The following is a 19481-nucleotide window of genomic DNA, read 5'->3' as shown; positions in this document are numbered from 1 at the left end:
CCCGCTCCATACAATAGGCCCACATCATCAACAGTTTTATTATCATTCTTCAGGATCTTTGCCTAAGCGTATTGCTGCACGGCGTTTTAATAACCCAAACATGCTCACACCAATGATGACTGAGATCAGTAAAGCAAGTAACGCCAAAATCACGATATGCTGACTGGCATACCAGATAACCATTTGATACCAAGGCAGCTCACCACGAGGGAATTGCTCCCCAACACTAAAACTGCGCACACCATTTTCATTGGTAATAATCGCCAGATCGCCACGCACGCCGGCATTAACCGTCGATAACTTCAAATCGCCGTGAATACTCGCTAATTGATCATCACCTGTTGCGGTTGCCAGCACCACGACTTTCTGCGGATTCCAACCAGAACGGAAACTCAGGAAGCCGCGCCAGTTATCGGTCGATGAAAGGTAGCGATCGGCCTCAACTTGCTGGCGGAACCAAACCCCAGTGAGGTAATCCGCCAACTTTTCTAACGTCGACGGTTCTTTCACTGATAGCACACCATTTTCCAGGCCAAATGATGTCGCGGTTAATAGTGTTTGGGTGAAATCAGCATGGTCTAATGTCGACACCACCAAAATATCGTTATCAGCAAACAGTGAAATATCTTTTTCATTTGCGGACACGCCCAGCTTCACCTTGACGTGGATAACTGGCTTTCCGGTTGAATTACCGGCACGAGCCGCAAGACCAAGTAATGTACGAACTTCTGTTTTGCTTGGTTTTTCGGGCAATAATACCAAGGTTTGTGAGAAATCAGCCAAGCGGGTGAAAGGGAAGGATGCGCCGACAAAATACGAAAGATTAGGCAACAGGGTAAAGTGATGGGTGTGACTCAAGTCAATATAAGAATCAGGTTCGATACGGCTCTTAATATTATTGTTGTTTAGTAGATTACAGGGGGTTCCGGCTTTCGGATTAATCGCGAAATAGAACTCTAACTGGTTATCACCATAAATCAGATAAGGAGCCAAACGCAGGGTATAACTCTCCTGACGAGTATCGCCACCAACCGCCCGCCACAGGGACTCAATCAACCCCTTCTTATTTACCGGCAGGTTATACAAGAAAATATTGTTAATCGATACGTTAAGTTGGGAGCTATTTTCATCAATCCAGTCTTCAATCGGGAAACGGTAGCCGATATGGATGGGTATAGTTTCTCCATCCCACATAAATAGATCGGGTGCCGCCCGGAAATCAACATGAATACCGTCATGATAAATACCATTAGCAGTCAAAGCATCGAGATTTGGCACTAAAGATTTAAGTAATACGGGATGTTCAGTATTAATCCAGCGTGGAGCGTCATAGGGAATGCTACGCGGGATAGCTTGCGCTTTAACACTTAGGCTATTCGCCTCTGGCGGTAATGGCCCGGAAGTTAAACGCCATGCAGCCTGACGCAACTCCTCCTCATTATTGCCAATAACCAAGAGTAATTTAGCCACCGGATTGTGCGGGTTATCAATCAATTGCAGACTTGGGCCGGTGCTTTGCGGTAACACAAAATCACCGATATGCTCACCCGGCTTACCAAATAAAATACCATTACCTTCGGGTAGTGAATCAAATTGTACCGGGAAATCAATATCACGGTAATTAGCCTGATAACCAAACCATGAAGCAACACCGGCGGCAGCACCAATCACATCAGCACGAATATTAGCCGGGAATGCCATAACCACTTTGGTCTCTTTCATCTGCATAGCATCAAAGAATGGCCGGGGGAATAGTCCCAAATTCTTACCAATATTCAGTTGTTGCCCTTCTAATTGAATACTTGAGGTCGGTAAAATACTGACCCAAAATTTATTCAATTGATCTGTTTCACACTGCAATACCGTGTTGTCACCAGTAATACTCATACTCAGATTATTGGTCGCGACCACCATCGCCGCAGGGACATCAACTTGGTATATCGCGCTGTTTTCACTTGACGGCGTTAGTGGCAATGTCCCTAACGGCTGCCCGTTCAGCATTAACTGTAAGCTGTAATTCTTACCAGCCAGCTCTGATGATAATTTTAGCGCCAGAGATAGTTTTGCATTGGTAATCACCAAATCATTGGGTAACGTGAAGACAATGCCTGATTGCAATTGACCGCCACTTAACAGCAACCCATTGGGCTGCCCCATATCTTTAATGGTAATCGTGGTATTCACTATCGCGTTGTATGAGGCCGGGCGGGTCACCACTACCGTGTTATCAACTACGGGTGTCGGTAGAGTTGAATCATACAAAGGGCGGTTTTCAGGGGCGCTGGCGATTTGCGGGTAATTATCAACCGCAGGAGCCACTGCCCCAGCGGTTGAGTCATCACTGTTCGGCCGAGGTAATAAAGGGAAATCTCCCGCGGTGGCTGCATCTTCAGTTTGCTGTTCCTGGCCCGCGATACGATTAGTGTCTACAGCAAACCCATTGATGGGAAAAAATGCCAGAGAGCACGCGGCCACCACACCTGTAAACCACAATGACGGCAATATCTTGCTCAATATCCCTTTCATGCCGCATTTCCTTTTTTCTGGAGGGCCAGCTTTCTTTTTCTAGCCCGACGTTGCTTCCACGGCAGATAAAAGAGTTCAAACGCACAACGAATAATGCTGAGTAATGAATGTAATGGTCGATCCTGAGGATAAGGCTCGGTAATCCAGGCATCTGCACGGGCCAACACAATACGAACCAGTTCCCGACGTTTAACCAGTGGAATATCACCAAACATCAACCGCACAGCACCGAGTTCAACATCAATAAGCGTGACAGGTAGACTGACAGCACCGCGTTGTAACATCAGCTCCACCTCTTCAATACCCTCAGTTGGGAAATGTTGGTCTTTAATCGCCAGACGAACCCCGCCCATTGACAAGTCCAGGGTGTGAGTACGCAGTGATATGCCATTACTATAATGAATAATGGCCGGTAACTGGACGTCAATGCGGATCGTTTTACGTGTCTGACGAGTCTCGCGCGCAACAGAAATAGCCGCAAATAATAGAATGACACTGAAAGTAGCCCAGGCGATATTAAGTGCAATTACATTCGGATTAACACCAAAATAATCTGGCAATGCTACGCGCACTAATCCCCATATAATGCCGAGCAACATCAGAACAACTGCAATAATATGCGGTCGAACAATATTGAAATCGAAATAACTCTTATCCAGTAGGTCGCCTTTATCCGTCACGTTAAACTTGCCACGTTTTGGTGAAATCATCGTAACGATGGTTGGAATAACCAAATGGAATGCCATTACGGTTTCATAAACTTCACCCCAGAAAGAGTAGCGGAAGCGGCCATTACTGCGTGAGTTGATGGCAATAGACATAATTAAATGGGGCAAAACATAGGCGAAAATCAATTCGGCTGACGAGGCAATAATACTCTGGTTAAAGAGAAGATAGCCCAGTGGCGCGAGTAAAAAGACCACGCGTGGCAAACCAAATTGGTAATAAATCATGGCGTTGAGATAACACAAACGCTGAGGAAGGCTCAGCCCACGCCCTAACAAGGGATTATCCACACGGAAAATTTGTGTCATCCCCCGCGCCCAACGGGTCCGTTGGATCACATGTAACGCCAAACGTTCAGTCGCCAGCCCCGCGGCTAGTGGGATGGAAATAAAGGCTGAGTTCCAACCTAAACGCTGTAATTTCAGCGCAGTATGGGAGTCTTCGGTGACTGTTTCTACCGCAAAACCACCAATTTCATCTAATGCCTTACGGCGAATAACAGCACAAGAACCGCAGAAAAATGCCGCATTCCAGTTATCGTTCCCTTGCTGAATAGGGCCATAAAAAAGGGCCCCTTCATTAGGAACAGAACGGCCTGTTGATAGATTGCGCTCAAACGGATCGGGGGAGTAAAAGTAGTGTGGCGTCTGGAGCAACGCCAACCGCTTATCAACCAGGAACCCACCCACCGTGGCCTGTAAAAAACCGCGGGTAGCTACGTGGTCACAATCAAAAACGCAGATTAACTCCCCCTGCGTAATCTTCATCGCATGGTTAAGGTTACCGGCTTTAGCATGACGGTTATCATTTCGAGTGATATAACCAACCCCTACATCCGCAGCAAATACAGCGAACTCAGTTCGTTTTCCGTCATCCAATACATATATTTTTATTTTTTCTTTTGGGTAATCAATACATTGGGCTGCCAGAATCGTATCTCTAACCACATCCAGACTTTCATTATAGGTAGGAATGTAAACATCAACCGTTGGCCATAAATCGGTATTCTCAGGCAGCGGTTCAATCGTTCGTTTTAATGGCCAAATAGTCTGTAAATAACTAAAACTTAGAATAATCCAGATGTAAAGTTCTGCACTATAAAGAAGTATGCCTAATATTGTCTCGGTTACAGAACCAAAATGAAGCGTTTCAGTCGTGCGCCAATAAATATATCGGGATGACATCAAAAATGACAATACTGTCATTACTATTGTTACTTTTCTGCTTTTACTTATGCCAAGTAAAAAGAACGCAGCAATGCTGAATAATGCAAAAATGTACTGCTTCTCACTGTCCATTGGTGTAACAACAACCAAGATAGCGATTGGAAATAACAGTAACAACAGAAGATAAAATTGAATTTTCTTCATCTTGAATTCAGCCAGTATTTAATAGAAGTCATGTTTAGGCGTAGAGTAAACCTCCCCCCCGCCGATCTTTATTCCCAAAATAGCTGCAACTTTTTTACTAATAAGCTCAATATCAAATGCGGCAGCTGACACGGGGCTGAAATCAATAATTGAACGTTGAGAAGCATTCGCTTCTGGCACACATTCATCCCGATGAATCATTCCTAACAATTTATCGCCCAGACGTTGCTCAAAGAATTGTGAGACATCATGGCTGAGTTGACGACGATTATCACTTTGATTAACAACAAAATAGGTTCCCATTTTGTTATCTAAAGGGGCGCCGATAAGTTTGCCTTTCTCTATTTGAGGTAATAAAGATAAAGATGCAGTGTCTGCCAACATCACCACCAAATGCATATCCGCAATCCCTTGCATCGCTTTTAACGCCGGGCTTGGTCCCGGAGGAAAATCAGCGATAACCACTAATCCAGGATAATTGAGGACTGAATGTAGCCCCCGTTGTAAAAAATGTGGATCAGCCGTTAATTCATGCTCGAAAGCCAGACGTTTCGCTTCATCCACCTCGCCATAAGGCAAGACAAAGGTATTCGTTCCCGCTTTAAGGATAAATTGGCTCCAGTCAGATGCATTACCTGACTCAGAAACATAACCACGTTCATCCGACAAAGCGACACCAAAGTGCAAGCGCAGAGCATTTTGTACATCGAAATCAATAAGTAGAACCTTGCTACCACTACGTGCCAGTGAGTGCGCCAAATTGGCTGCAAAAGTAGTTTTACCGACACCACCTTTCGGTGAACATACACAAACTAACGGCATAAGGCGATGCTCTCTAACAACGTTTGTAAAGGAATATCCCGCGATGACTCGGCAAAAACAACCTGCTCTTTTGGTGGTTCTTTTTGTGAAAAAATGTTTTTAAATTCAGTTTTTTTACCTGATTCCAACGGGCCAGTTGGTGAGGATGAAAATTGTGTCGTAAGTATAGGTTTAGAAACCGCTTGCGGTATAGCAGGTTCGTTTAAATTGACTGGCTGCGGAGCTAGAGTATGGGCAACCGGTGGCGCAGGAAACAGTGATCGCATTGCGGCTGGCCGGTTTGTTACCTCGGTATTTAGCAGAGGATCACTATTTATAGCGTGAGGTTCACTCATCACGTTTAACACATCAGGCTCGGCGAACTCAGTGGCTGAAACAAGCTGAGGTGTCGGCTGTATAGTTCGACCATTTTCTAAAAATGAATCATTGTCTTGTGAAGCCAACTGTTTAATAAGCGGCCATGAAAAAGCATCCGCTTGAACTTCTTTTTCAGAAATTTCTTTATAATCAATATCGTGCATGTCTATTTTATCTTTGAACTGCTTAATATCATCATATTTATTCATAAATAACACACCTATTTTGATACAAAGCTCTGCAAATAAATTTGCATCATGGGTTTATTTTTTAAGGGTCGCCCACTAAAAAACTCCCCTGAATAATCTTGTTGACTCTGGAACTGATGATTGGTATCGGTTTAATACTGACATTAGCATAATGTCAGTATTTATATAGGTTATTAATACATTACGCAGTTCGTAACATCGGTGTTTGCGAGGGGGAGAGGGAGAGATATTTGAAATTGTCACTGCCCCGCCATTTTTATGACGGGGATTGAATAACTGGCCCAGAGGGGGCTAATTTTGCAGGGGCATTTGATATAGCAAATTGATTAACACCAGTACGCCATAAAGTTTACGCAAGTACGGTCCAGACAGCGTTCACCAATCAGATAGCGGCGCAAAGCTTTCACTGTTGAGGATTCAGCCGCCACCCAGGCATAGAAACTACTGGTACCTTCGGCTCGCTCCCATAACACATCACCACCCAGACTATTCTCTGCTAATGATTGTGCCGCGACTTGCGCCGCAGCCGGAATTTGTACCCATTGACGTACCGCGTCAACTAACAAGCTGCCATGGGCGGGGTGATGCGGCGTATCACGTGGCAACCAGTAAACCTGCGCAAACGGAAATCGCTTAAGATTGATGCAATCACCCACCAGCGGTACCTCAAAAAAAGCTTGAACATGTGGAGGGTTAGCTTGTAATGCCAGCTGTTCCAAAATAGCCACCGCCGCCGGTAATGCTGTTTCGTCGGCAATCAGTAACGCCTGCATCATCTGCGCTGGCGGGATCCACTCATAACCGCCACTGTCAGATTGATACTCGGCATTCGGCGCAACAACCTGAATGGCATCGCCTGGTTTGGCATGTGTTGCCCAAGCCGATGCTAGGCCGGTCACGCCGTGCAAAACAAATTCCACGTCCATCTCGTTCTGCTCAGCACGCAATGCACGCAGGGTATAAGTGCGCATTATCGGTCGCTGCTCTTTCGGGATAGTCAGGTAATTACGATACCAATCGTCGCCTTTTGATACCTGAGTAATCAGACCGTTGTCTGCGGGCAATAGCAGCTTAATACGCTGATCTGGCGCTTCAAGTTTCATACGATTGACTTCTGGCCCTTCAAATACGCAACGTAACAGTGACGGTGAGATATTTTCTTTTACTTTCAATTTGATATCGAAAACTCGGTAGCTTGATGCGCCGGACATGACAGTTACTCTCCCGCAGAATGTGCTGTGACCCGATGCTGGCACCACAGCCAGCCACTTATGCCGCCCAACAGAACGGCCATCATCAGAGCCGCAGCAATCAACTGCGACTCACCGTAAAATTTTGCTACTAACGGCACCATCAACGCACTCATGCCATAACCCAATGTATGGCTGGTCGCTATCACCCCGGAACCTTTGCCCGTGGATAATTTATCGTTCAGCATCAATTGGTAACCCGGCGTTGCCATCGCCGCACCGAAAGAAGCTAGCGCACACCCCGCATAGAATAATACCAATGGCTGGGTACACATCAATCCTAAACCACCTACCATGAATAACGCTGCCACCAACAGAAGCTGAGAGGGGCTGAAACGTTGGGGGCGTACCACCAAAAACTGAGCCAACAAGGTACAACCTGCGGCCACGCTAAGCAAAATTGCCACATGGTGGCTCACCATGGTGGCTGAATGCCTGAATAATTGGTTTAAATGCGGTGCCAGACCAAGCTGCATCAGGCTGACAACTGCCGCCAGCAGCAGTGCACAGAGTAAATAGGGTAGCATGCTGAAACGTAAATGATTTTGTTGATGTGCAACCGGCGGCAATGGCGGATCATTGTATTGGCAACAGACCACCAACAGTGCGATCAATGGTGCTATTGCCATCAACCACAGCGGTGCCATTGGGTGTATTGAGAGGGCAAGAGCGGCACAAAGTGGGCCAAGAAGACGACCACAACTCAAGCCTGAACTGATGGTAGCTAATGCAGCCATGCGCTGCTCATACACTGCGCGCTGCAAGGCCCAGGTCTGGCAGGCGGGCACCATGCCTGAGACTGTCAGGCCATAGATAATACGTGCCACAATCAGCCCACCCAGCCCGACCATCTCCGGTAACCATCCCGCTGCTAAGCCCCATACCGCCAGCGTCAACAACACAAAACTTAGCAAGTAGCCAGCCAGCGCCATGATGACCACAAATTTACACCCACGAACCTCCGATTGCCGTCCCCACCACGGTGATCCGATCAAAAACAGCATGGATCCGAGGGTAAGTAAACCGGCCCACACCGACAGTGACAGATGTGTTCTGCTAACCAATACCGGTAACATGACCAATAAACCGTTCTGCCCAATCCCCAGCAAGCCGGCACAAAAGGCTAACGGCCAATTAGAAGAAGGTATATGCCCGCTTGAACGTGTTTCAGACTGTGATGAAATTTGCATTAAAAGTGAATTAACCGTTAATAACATAGGGGATTTATGCATATTTAATAGAAAAACTGTATCATAAGTTAATTGATAATGATAAATATTATTGATATAAGAATGATTCTCAATTGAATCAAGAGTGGCATGGAATAATGACTATCCAGTTAGAAACCGCGACAACCGATGTGGCTGCGCAATGTTTCCTCAACGCATTGATGCGTGAAACCCGGGACTGGCAAATCCTTCCGACAGCAAACAATCAACCCTATCCACAGCTCCATATCCCTCTTTCATCGTCACAAGCTATTCGTATTGCTTTACGCCATATATCCCCAACACAACATCATCACTATCTGTTCCCAGCCTATCTATATCAGCAGGACGATGGTGCGGGTACGGCACTTGGCATGGAACAGTTGGTGACCTTGTTGTTGGATAAACCCGCAGTAAAAGGTGACCTGTCAGATGAGGTGGTTACACGTTTCCGCCAGCGGGTTCTGGAAAGTCATGACAACACCCAACAGGCTATCAATATTCGTCTGGATTGGCCGTCACTGCGTGATAAGCCACTCAATTTTGCTCAGGCTGAGCAAGGCTTATTGGTCGGTCATGCCTTCCATCCCGCGCCAAAATCCCATGAACCCTTCAATGAGAAAGAGGCCCATCGCTATCTGCCAGACTTTGCCGCTCGTTTTCCACTACGCTGGTTTGCCGTGGATAAACGCTTTTTGTGCGGTGAGAGTCTCACCCTGACACTGCAACAACGTCTGCAACGTTTTGCCAGCGAGAGTGCACCACAGCTACTGGCACACTTTACCGATGATATTTGGCTGCTGCCGATGCACCCCTGGCAGGCTGATCACCTGTTGTCCCAGGAGTGGTGTCAGCAGTTGGTACAACTGAAAGCACTGCAAGACTTGGGTGAAGCAGGTGAACGCTGGCTGCCGACCAGTTCCTCGCGTTCGCTGTATAGCCCATCAAATCGCGACATGATCAAGTTTTCCCTCAGTGTCCGCCTGACCAACTCGGTACGTACGCTATCGGTAAAAGAAGTTAAACGTGGAATTCGCTTGGCCCGCTTGGCTCAAACCCCGCGCTGGCAAGCACTACAAACGCGCTATCCAACCTTCAGGGTCATGCAGGAGGACGGTTGGGCCGGTTTATGTTCCGCTGATGGCACGGTGCAAGAGGAGAGTCTGATGGTGCTACGCGACAACCTGTTGTTCAGCCAGCCAGATGCTCAAACCAATGTGCTGGTCACCTTAACTCAGGCCGCGCCAGATGGAGGCGACAGTTTGCTGGTTGCCGCAGTGCGCCGTTTGGCGGCGCGTCTAAATCTTCCGTTACGCCAGGCCACCCACTGCTGGCTGGATGCCTATTGCCAACAGGTCTTATTACCACTGTTCAGCACCGAAGCTGATTACGGTTTGGTGCTATTAGCCCATCAGCAAAACATTCTGGTAGAAATGCAACAAGACTTGCCGATCGGTATGTTGTATCGCGACTGTCAGGGCAGCGGCTTTACCCAAGATGCCACACCGTGGCTGGAAGAAATTGGCGAAGCCGGAGCGGAAAACCGCTTCACTGAACAACAACTACTGCGCTATTTCCCCTATTACTTGCTAGTCAACTCCAGTCTGGCAGTAACCGCCGCATTAGCGGCTACCGGTTTCGACAGCGAAGAGAATCTGATGATGCGGGTGCGCGACGCACTCCATAACCTGCGGGCTACGGCTAAAAATACCCTTTGTTTAGATTACGTACTCGATAGCACGCATTGGAACTGCAAGGGTAATTTCTTCTGTTATCTGCATGACCACAATGAAAATACCATCGTTGATCCGGCAGTTATCTACTTTGATTTCGCAAACCCATTTCGTTTCCCTCACCAAGAGCGCCTGGGAGTTGCCCAATGATGCCACAAGCTAAGTTGATGCACTCCGCAGGCAGTTTTCGCTGTGAACAGTTGGAAAAAAATCTGACCCTCAGCTTAGGGTTGGACGGCAGCGCGGTATTGCACTCACCCGGACCATTGCCACCAGGCTGGCTGGTACCGGCATTGGATCAGTTGTTCGTTGCTGCACCGCAATTAACCGGTATTGCGTTGCCCTATGCAGAGTGGCGGGAAGAGCCGCAAGCACAGGCCGTGTTTGCCTTGAGCTATGGCGACTATCTGGCACGGGATCTATTTTATCAACTACCACTGTGGCTGGGAGCGGAACGCCATCGGGCGACTGATCAGATGCAGTATGACGCCGAGCGAGATATCTGGTTCCCACAACGTGCTGCGCGCCCTAACGGCGAAGTTTATCGCCGTTTCGATCCGCACATTAAACATACCCTGAGCTTCCGCTTACCGGAAATTGATCGCGACACAGAGCAGTTTACCCGCTGGATGAACTCGCCGCGCGTAGATGCTTTTTGGGAAATGAGTGGCCCGCTTGAGGTTCAGGCAGCGTATCTGCAACGTCAGTTGGATTCGCATTATTGCTATCCGCTCTTGGGTTGCTTTGACGATCAACCTTTTGGTTATTTCGAAGTTTATTGGGCAGCAGAAGACCGGATTGGTCGCCATTACCGTTGGCAGCCTTTTGATCGTGGACTACACATGCTGGTAGGTGAAGAGCGCTGGCGAGGAGCGCAATACATCCGCAGTTGGTTACGTGGCCTGACACACTATCTGTATCTGGATGAACCACGCACAACCCGGGTAGTAGCTGAGCCACGCGCCGATAACCAGCGCCTGTTCCGCCACCTGCCTGCCGCGGGCTACCACACCTTGAAAGAGTTTGATTTCCCCCATAAACGCTCGCGGCTGATAGTGAATCAGCGCGCAGATTTCTTCCAAGAGGGTACGGTATGACCACTGACAATTACGCCAACTGGCAGCGCGTTAACCGTCAGATGATCGCCAAGATCCTGGCTGAACTGGAATATGAACGCACCCTGCGTGCCGCGCCAGCAGGCCAGGCATGGATCATCACCTTACCGGGCGCGGTTTATCGCTTTAGTGCCGAACGGGGTATCTGGGGCTGGTTGCATATTGACCCCGCCTCATTGCACTGCGAAGGAGTGCCGCTGACCGCTGACCATATGCTACGCCAACTGGCGCAAGTGTTGCAGATGGACGATGCACAGGTTGCTGAACACCTGGAAGACCTCTATGCCACGCTGCGCGCAGACATGCAGTTACTCTCTGCCCGTCAGGGCATGAGTGCCGAAGATCTGATTGCCCTTGATGCTGATGCACTACAATGTCTGCTGGCTGGCCACCCAAAATTTATCTTCAACAAAGGCCGCCGTGGCTGGGGTCTAACCGCCCTGCATCACTACGCGCCAGAATATCAAGGGCAGTTCCGCCTACATTGGGTCGCCGCCAAACGTGGCAGTTTTGTCTGGTGCGCGGATGCACAATTCCCGTTGGACAGGCTGCTCGACAGTGCGATGGATAGCTCGGAACGCCAGCGATTTGAGCGCCACTGGCAGCAGCTCGCGTTGAATGACGACTGGGTACCGGTGCCCTTACACCCATGGCAGTGGCAGCAAAAAATCGCCCTGCACTTCCTGCCACAATTAGCCGAAGGTGAATTGATCGAACTGGGTGAGTTTGGTGACCACTATCTGGCGCAACAATCATTACGTACCTTAACGAATGTCAGTCGCCGCGTACCATTTGATATCAAATTGCCACTGACCATCTACAACACCTCTTGTTATCGCGGCATCCCCGGTAAATATATCAGCGCAGGTCCTGCGGCTTCGCATTGGTTACAGCAAGTCTTTGCACAAGACCCTACGCTACGAGCAAGCGGTGCTGAGATCCTCGGAGAACCCGCTGCCGGTTATATGATGCACCAGACCTATGCCACCTTGAGTAAAGCGCCCTATCGCTATCAGGAAATGCTTGGCGTGATTTGGCGAGAAAATCCGTCCTGCTATTTACAACCGGGCGAACAGGCAATTTTGATGGCCACACTGATGGAAACCGATAATCAGGGGCATCCGTTGATTGCCGCCTATATTGCACGTTCGGGGCTGAGTGCCGAAGCCTGGTTAGCACAGATGTTTCGGGTGGTCGTGGTGCCAATGTACCACCTGATGTGTTGTTACGGTGTGGCACTGATCGCCCACGGCCAAAACATCACTTTGGTGATGAAAGACCACATTCCACAACGTGTGCTATTGAAAGACTTCCAGGGCGATATGCGCCTGGTTGATAAAGAGTTCCCGCAAGCGGCCTCACTGCCCAGTGTCGTGAAAGCCGTCACCGCACGCTTATCTGCCGACTACCTGATACATGACCTACAGACCGGGCATTTCGTCACCGTGCTGAGATTTATCTCACCACTGATGCATGTGTGTGGCATCAATGAACACCAATTCTATCAACTGCTGGCACAGGTACTGCAGCGCTACATGGCACAGCATCCAGACATGGCAGAGCGTTTCTCCCTATTTGATTTGTTTAAACCACAAATTATTCGTGTAGTCCTCAACCCGGTGAAACTCACCTATTCAGAGCAGGATGGTGGCAGTCGAATGTTGCCAAATTACTTGCAGGATCTGGATAACCCTCTTTATTTGGTCACCAAGGAGCTAGCCCAATGAATCAAACTTTAGATTTCATCGGCATTGGCATAGGCCCATTTAACCTCAGTATTGCCGCCCTCGGCAGCGAAGTTTCCGGCTTTAACAGCAAATTCTTTGAGCGTAAATCGCACTTTACCTGGCATCCCGGCATGATGGTGCCTGATTGCCACATGCAGACCAGCTTTTTGAAAGATTTGGTCAGTGCGGTGTCGCCAACCAATCCCTATAGCTTCCTTAACTACTTAGTCCAAAGGAAGAAATTCTATCGATTCCTGACGACTGAACACCGAACGGTTTCACGGGAAGAGTTTGCAGACTACCTCAGTTGGGCTGCCCATGGGTTGAGCTCGCTAGAGTTCAGCCAGGATATTCAGAGTGTGGATTTTGACGACCAGCAGCGCCATTTTGTCGTGACCACAACACGCAATGTCTACCATGCACGCCATGTTTGTCTGGGGATCGGCAAACGTATCAAGTTGCCGGAATGTGTCGGCGAGCAAAACGATCGCTGTTTCCATGCCAGTGAAATGGCACTGCGCAATCCCGATCTGGCTGGTAAACGTGTCACCATCGTCGGTGGTGGTCAGAGTGGAGCTGACCTGTTCCTCAACATCTTCCGCGCAGAGTGGGGCCAACCGAAACAGTTAGATTGGATTTCACGCCGGAATAATTACAACGCACTGGATGAAGCCGCTTTTGCCAATGAGTACTTCACCCCGGAATACGTTGACGGTTTCTATACTCTGAACGACAACGCCAAGCAACATATGCTGGCTGAACAGAAGATGACGTCTGACGGCATTACCAGTGAGTCGCTACTGGCTATTTACCGTGCTATGTACCATCAGTTTGAGGTGTTACGTGAAAAGCCTTGGGCGCGCCTGCTCCCTAGCCGCTCACTGACAGCGATGCATCCGCAAGGTAACGGTTACCAATTAGTCACCCATCACCATCTCGATCAGGGCAAAGAAACCTTTGACAGCGACGTGACTATCTTCGCGACCGGTTATCAACAGGAACGTCCGGCATTCCTTAAACCACTGGCCAGCCGCCTGATGACCACTGCCGATTATCAATACCGCGTGGCTCCCGACTTCACCCTCGATTGGCGCGGCCCACACGATAACTGCTTATTTGCAGTCAACGCCGGTATGCATAGCCACGGCATTGCAGAACCGCAGCTCAGCCTGATGGCTTGGCGATCGGCGCGTATTCTCAACCGGGTTTTAGGTCGTGAACAGTTCGATTTAACATCCACCCCAGCGGTGATCCAATGGCGCAGCCAGCCGCCGGCCGTTATTCCCCGCACAGATCCCCTCGTCCTTGAAACCGCAGGGGGGTTAGCTGCACGTGCGCGCGCAAATCACTTACTTGAGTAAGCTCATCGGGATGTGTTTGCAGGCTGCCTACCTGCAACTCCAATGAGTTTGGGTTTAGAACAATCGTTAAACCAACTTTAATTTTTAACATAACCTCCAATATGGGAAAAAGAGAATAACAATGAAACGCAGACACCTCTGGGTATTAAATCCGTGCCTGTTAGCTATGCTCGCGCCCGCAGCATGGGCAGAAGATCAAATGGTGGTTTCTGCCAGCCGCTCACACCGCAGCGTGGCCGAAATGGCACAAACCACCTGGGTGATTGAAGGTCAGGAACTCGAACAACAAGTTCAAGCTGGCAAGGAAATCAAAGATATTTTGGCGCAATTGATTCCTGGCATGGATGTTAGCAGTCAGGGCCGGACCAACTACGGCATGAATATGCGTGGCCGCTCAATGATGGTGATGATCGATGGCGTGCGCCTGAACTCTTCACGCAGCGACAGCCGTCAGCTTGACTCCATAGATCCGTTTAATATTGGGCATATAGAAGTTATCTCCGGTGCCACTTCGCTTTACGGTGGGGGTAGCACTGGCGGCTTGATCAATATTGTGACCAAAAAAGGTCAGGAAGAAAAACAGGTCGAACTACAAGTTGGCGGCAAAACCGGTTTTAACAGCCATAACGATCACGATGAGAATATCGGGGCTGCGGTGAGCGGCGGGAATGAGCAAGCATTCGGTCGTTTTTCTGTTTCCTATCAACGTTATGGCGGCTGGTATGACGGTAAAGGCGATGAGGTGTTGATCGATAATACCCAGACCGGCCTGCAATATTCCGGTCGCCTTGATGTGATGGGCACAGGTACCTTCAACATTGATGACCATCAGCAATTGCAGTTAACCACCCAGTATTTCAACAGCGAATCCGATGGCAAACACGGATTATATCTGGGGGAAAACTTCTCGGCAGTGACGGGTACCGGCCAGGCATCTAACAGCGGCAATCTGAACTCAGATCGTATTCCGGGCACTGAGCGCCATCTCATCAACCTGCAATACTCCAATACCGACTTCTGGGGTCAGGATTTGGTGGCACAGGTGTTTTACCGTGATGAATCATTGACCTTTTATCCGTTCCCAACCCTGAACAAAACAGGTACTGCGGTAACCAGTATTGGTGCATCACAGCAGAAAACCGACTTTTACGGCGGTAAACTGACGCTAAACAGTAAACCCATCGACAGCCTCACGCTGACTTATGGTGTCGACGCGGAGCATGAAAGCTTCAACGCCAACCAGCAGTTCTTCAATCTGGCACTGGCACAGCAGTCTGGCGGGATGACCTTACAAAATGCCTACAATGTTGGCCGTTACCCAAGTTACACCACCACCAATCTCGCGCCGTTCCTGCAAACCAGCTATGACATCAACCCCATCTTTACCCTGAGTGGTGGCGTGCGTTATCAATACACCGAGAACAAGGTCGATGATTTCGTCGGCTATGCGCAACAACAAGCTATTGCTAACGGCAGCGCGACCTCCGCAGATGCAGTGCCAGGCGGGAAAACGGATTACAACAACGTCCTGTTCAATGCCGGTTTGCTGGCGCATCTGGCACAAAACCAGCAGACGTGGTTCAACTTCTCTCAAGGGTTTGAGATCCCCGATCTGGCGAAATATTACGGCTCCGGGACCTATCAGTTGGTCAATGGCCACTACCAACTGCAAAAAAGCGTCAACGTAAATGACTCCAAGCTGGAGGGTATTAAGGTTAATGCTTATGAATTGGGCTGGCGCTATACGGGTGATAACCTGCGCACTCAAATCGCCGGTTACTACTCACTGTCTGACCAAACTATTGCCATCAACAAAACAGACATGACCATCAGTGTGTTGCCGGACAAACGCCGGATCTACGGGGTTGAAGGCGCAGCGGATTATTTCTTCGAAGACAGCGAATGGAGTACCGGAGCAACATTTAACCTGATTAAATCTGAGACCAAAACTGACGGCAAGTGGCAGAAACTCACTGTTGATACCGCCAGTCCGTCAAAAGCCACCGCTTATGTTGGTTGGGCACCGGGTGATTGGAACCTGCGGGTACAATCCCAGCAGACCTTCGATGTGTCAGACAGTAAAGGCCGTAAACTTGATGGTTATAACACGATTGATTTCCTGAGCAGCTACACCTTGCCAGTGGGTAAAATCAGCTTCAGCATCGAAAACCTGCTGGATAAAGAGTACACCACCGTTTGGGGCCAGCGCGCACCAATTCTGTATAGCCCCACCTACGGAGCACCTGATCTCTATACCTATAAAGGACGTGGCCGTACCTTTGGTGTGAACTACTCTGTGTTGTTCTAATCACGGGATAAAAACGGGCGTAAATATATAGTTACGCCCGTTTTTCACCTTAACGATAATAGACCGCGATATGCTGATCTTGTACTTTTTCGATACGGATTTTTATATCGAAAATCTCTTCAAGAATATCGGGCTGCATAATCTCTGCGGGTGCCCCTCGATAAATAACCTCACCATTCTTCATCGCAATAATGTGGTCAGAATACGCAGAAGCAAAATTGATATCGTGGATAACGAGAATAATGGTTTTGTGCAATTCATCTGCGGCACGCCGCAATTGTTTCATCATCGCAACGCAATGTTTCATATCTAAATTATTTAATGGCTCATCCAGCAGGATATATTTTGTATCCTGACAAAGCACCATTGCTACATAGGCGCGTTGCCGTTGCCCCCCCGAAAGCTCATCAAGATAGCGATCCTTCAGCGGCACCAGATTAAGAAACTCCATCGCAGCATCAATATACTGACGGTCATTTTCGTTGAGCCGCCCTTTTGAATAGGGATAGCGCCCGAAGCCAACCAAATCTGCTACAGTCAGGCGGCTGGTGAAGTGATTTTCCTGACGTAAGACTGACAAAATAGTCGCCAGTTTATCGCCAGAGGTTTTCGCCACATCCAAACCATTAAACAGCACACTACCAATATCAGGCGCCAGCAATCGGCTCATAATCGACAATAACGTAGATTTGCCAGCACCGTTTGGTCCAATGATTGAAGTAACACCACCAGAAGGAATGCTCTCATTTATATTATTGAGAACCGCTGTATCCTGGTATTTTTTATTAATGTCATTAATTTCAATCATACCGGAGCCTTTTTTATTAAAAGATAAATAAACAGCGCACCACCGACAAACTCAATAACCACCGATAATGTCCCAGACATATTCAGTAAGCGCTCCAAAATCAATTGCCCACCAACCAATGTAATGGTTCCCAGCAGAAAAACACCGGGTAGCAAATATTGATGGCGGAATGAACCAACAATTGGATAAGCCAAATTAGCGATAAGCAAACCTAAAAATGTCAGCGGCCCCACCAGTGCTGTAGAGATGGCGACCAACAGCGAGACCAGCAGCAAAATAGTGGTTATCTTTTTCTGATAGGCAACGCCGAGATTAATTGCGGTATTTCGACCAAGGGCGATAATATCGAGACAATGGCGCATGCGCCAAACAATAAGGCCCACAATCACAACTATCCCCGTAGAAACGGCAATAATCTCTGCTGGCGCTCGGGTAAAGGTGGCAAACACCCTCCCCTGCAATATGGCAAACTCCCCCGGCGAAAGAAGACGTTGCATCAGGCTCGATAGACTGCGGAACAACGTGCCACAAACCAAGCCAACCAGCAGCACCTTATGCAGATTGATCCCCACACCGGTCAGTAACCAACGGTAAAGAAACACCGAGAACAATAACAGCAGTGCCGACTCACAGAGAAATTTCCCCGTAATACCTAGCACTCTGAAACCATTGGCATCAACAAAAAACACCAACATGGTCTGGATGAGAATAAACAGTGCTTCTAATCCCATCACTGATGGCGTCAAAATACGGTTATTGGTTACTGTTTGGAATAAGACAGTAGCAACTCCCGCAGCAAAGGCCACCAACAGCATGGTGGCTAGAATAAGACCGCGATGCACCAGAATATACTGGATGTTGCTTCCCAGATTAATTGTCATGAAGATGACAATCGCAGCGACTGCAATAATGCTCAACAGTAACAACCGCTTTGCCGGTATGCTTAATGCCCGATTTGCGCCCTGAAACCAATTCCCTTTTGATGAATACTCATTAACCTGCATGGCGTTTTGTCCTAACAATTAATAATAGGAAAACCAGTGCACCAATCGCGCCCAGAATAACGCTGGCAGGGATTTCAAATGGGTAGCTAATTAATCGACCAATAATATCGCATAACACGACCAGACCACCGCCACAAAGACTCACCCAAGGTATGGTTCGGCGCAGGTTATCTCCCATCGCCATACTGACAATATTGGGTACAATCAAACCGAGAAAAGGAAGCACGCCAATCACGACCACAACCACGCCGCTGATGATGGCTATAATAGACATTCCCGTCAGCATAACGCGTTGATAATTTAACCCAACATTAACCGAGAAATCCCGCCCCATGCCTGCCACGGTAAAACGATCAGCGATTAGGCAAGCAATCAGCGTTAAGGCTCCCACTATCCACAACAACTCATAGCGACCCTGCAAGACACCCGAGAAATCACCAGACTCCCAACTGCCCAACGATTGCAGGAGATCAAACTCCATCGCCACAAAGGTTGTTACTGCACTAAATACCGCCCCCAGCATAATGCCGGTCAGCGGCACCATCAGCGCTGATTTCATCCGCATTCGCGCCAACAACATCATAAAAAGTGCCGTCCCCCCCATCGCGAATACCGTAGCCACCAACATTTTCACCATCACCGGAGCTGATGGACTGAAAACCATGACCAACAATAAACCAAGGCTGGCGGACTGGGTCGTACCCGCAATAGAAGGTTCGACAAAACGGTTCTGCGTCAGCATCTGCATGATGAGGCCAGCAACACTCATGGCGCTGCCAGCAAGGACTAATGCCAACGTTCGTGGCACCCGGCTAAGTATAAAGATGTCGCGCATATCGGGATCCGACCAGACATCGGCAAAAGTGACATGGCCGGCACCGATAAACAGGCTACAGATCATCAGGCCCAGTAAAATAACCAGGCCAACTAGAAAGCTAAGATTCTTCATCAGTGAGA

At 48.6% G+C, this 19481-nt stretch carries 14 protein-coding genes; 5 read left to right on the top strand and 9 right to left on the bottom strand.

Annotated features, from left to right (window positions below; all coding sequences use genetic code 11):
- Positions 1-42 precede the first annotated feature (42 nt).
- The 6 genes from bcsB to V1953_RS03100 all read right to left on the bottom strand — a co-directional run bounded on the left by bcsB (position 43) and on the right by V1953_RS03100 (position 8450).
- A complete protein-coding gene (bcsB, locus tag V1953_RS03125; protein ID WP_372569628.1) occupies positions 43-2526 on the bottom strand; it encodes a cellulose biosynthesis cyclic di-GMP-binding regulatory protein BcsB in 2484 nt (827 codons plus the stop codon).
- Entirely contained in the window at positions 2523-4622 is a 2100-nt protein-coding gene (bcsA, locus tag V1953_RS03120; RefSeq protein WP_442850638.1) for a UDP-forming cellulose synthase catalytic subunit, read from the bottom strand. The genes bcsB and bcsA overlap by 4 nt, the downstream gene beginning before the upstream one ends.
- A gap of 18 nt (positions 4623-4640) precedes the next feature.
- Entirely contained in the window at positions 4641-5444 is an 804-nt protein-coding gene (bcsQ, locus tag V1953_RS03115) for a cellulose biosynthesis protein BcsQ (RefSeq protein ID WP_442850637.1), read from the bottom strand.
- Complete coding sequence (gene bcsO, locus V1953_RS03110) at positions 5435-6010, bottom strand: cellulose biosynthesis protein BcsO (RefSeq protein ID WP_083162543.1); 576 nt, start codon at positions 6008-6010, stop codon at positions 5435-5437. Before bcsO ends, bcsQ begins: the two co-directional genes overlap by 10 nt.
- A gap of 326 nt (positions 6011-6336) precedes the next feature.
- Positions 6337-7221 carry a siderophore-interacting protein gene (locus V1953_RS03105; RefSeq protein ID WP_442850636.1) on the bottom strand — a complete coding sequence of 295 codons (885 nt, stop codon included), beginning with the start codon at positions 7219-7221 and terminating at the stop codon, positions 6337-6339.
- Between the two features lie 5 nt (positions 7222-7226).
- Positions 7227-8450: an MFS transporter gene (locus tag V1953_RS03100; RefSeq protein WP_083162539.1), complete on the bottom strand. Its 1224-nt coding sequence runs from the start codon at positions 8448-8450 to the stop codon at positions 7227-7229.
- A gap of 137 nt (positions 8451-8587) precedes the next feature.
- Here V1953_RS03100 and V1953_RS03095 point away from each other — a divergent pair, with 137 nt between their 5' ends.
- The 5 genes from V1953_RS03095 to V1953_RS03075 all read left to right on the top strand — a co-directional run bounded on the left by V1953_RS03095 (position 8588) and on the right by V1953_RS03075 (position 16712).
- Positions 8588-10351 carry an IucA/IucC family protein gene (locus V1953_RS03095; RefSeq protein ID WP_442850635.1) on the top strand — a complete coding sequence of 588 codons (1764 nt, stop codon included), beginning with the start codon at positions 8588-8590 and terminating at the stop codon, positions 10349-10351.
- Positions 10348-11298, top strand: a complete 951-nt coding sequence (locus V1953_RS03090; protein WP_083162535.1) for a GNAT family N-acetyltransferase — start codon at positions 10348-10350, stop codon at positions 11296-11298. The genes V1953_RS03095 and V1953_RS03090 overlap by 4 nt, the downstream gene beginning before the upstream one ends.
- Positions 11295-13043, top strand: a complete 1749-nt coding sequence (iucC, locus tag V1953_RS03085; RefSeq protein ID WP_442850634.1) for an aerobactin synthase IucC — start codon at positions 11295-11297, stop codon at positions 13041-13043. The genes V1953_RS03090 and iucC overlap by 4 nt, the downstream gene beginning before the upstream one ends.
- Positions 13040-14404 (top strand): lysine N(6)-hydroxylase/L-ornithine N(5)-oxygenase family protein, encoded by a 1365-nt coding sequence (locus V1953_RS03080; protein WP_083162531.1) that lies wholly within the window; start codon positions 13040-13042, stop codon positions 14402-14404. The genes iucC and V1953_RS03080 overlap by 4 nt, the downstream gene beginning before the upstream one ends.
- A 121-nt stretch (positions 14405-14525) precedes the next feature.
- The gene (locus V1953_RS03075; protein WP_442850633.1) at positions 14526-16712 is read left to right on the top strand and encodes a TonB-dependent siderophore receptor; all 2187 of its coding nucleotides are present in this window, start codon (positions 14526-14528) and stop codon (positions 16710-16712) included.
- A 49-nt stretch (positions 16713-16761) separates the two neighbouring features.
- Here V1953_RS03075 and V1953_RS03070 read toward each other — a convergent pair whose 3' ends face one another.
- Genes V1953_RS03070 through V1953_RS03060 form a run of 3 tightly spaced genes read right to left on the bottom strand, consistent with a single transcriptional unit; the run spans position 16762 to position 19473 of the window.
- Positions 16762-17520, bottom strand: a complete 759-nt coding sequence (locus V1953_RS03070; RefSeq protein WP_083162527.1) for an iron ABC transporter ATP-binding protein — start codon at positions 17518-17520, stop codon at positions 16762-16764.
- Complete coding sequence (locus V1953_RS03065) at positions 17517-18524, bottom strand: iron chelate uptake ABC transporter family permease subunit (RefSeq protein WP_372560556.1); 1008 nt, start codon at positions 18522-18524, stop codon at positions 17517-17519. Before V1953_RS03065 ends, V1953_RS03070 begins: the two co-directional genes overlap by 4 nt.
- Complete coding sequence (locus V1953_RS03060) at positions 18514-19473, bottom strand: ABC transporter permease (RefSeq protein ID WP_083162523.1); 960 nt, start codon at positions 19471-19473, stop codon at positions 18514-18516. The genes V1953_RS03065 and V1953_RS03060 overlap by 11 nt, the downstream gene beginning before the upstream one ends.
- Positions 19474-19481: the final 8 nt, after the last annotated feature.

It is taken from the genome of Yersinia sp. 2541 StPb PI (assembly GCF_052217145.1).
In the GTDB taxonomy this organism is placed as follows: Bacteria; Pseudomonadota; Gammaproteobacteria; order Enterobacterales; family Enterobacteriaceae; genus Yersinia; species Yersinia enterocolitica_E.
This window is presented reverse-complemented; position numbering and strand designations above follow the sequence as displayed.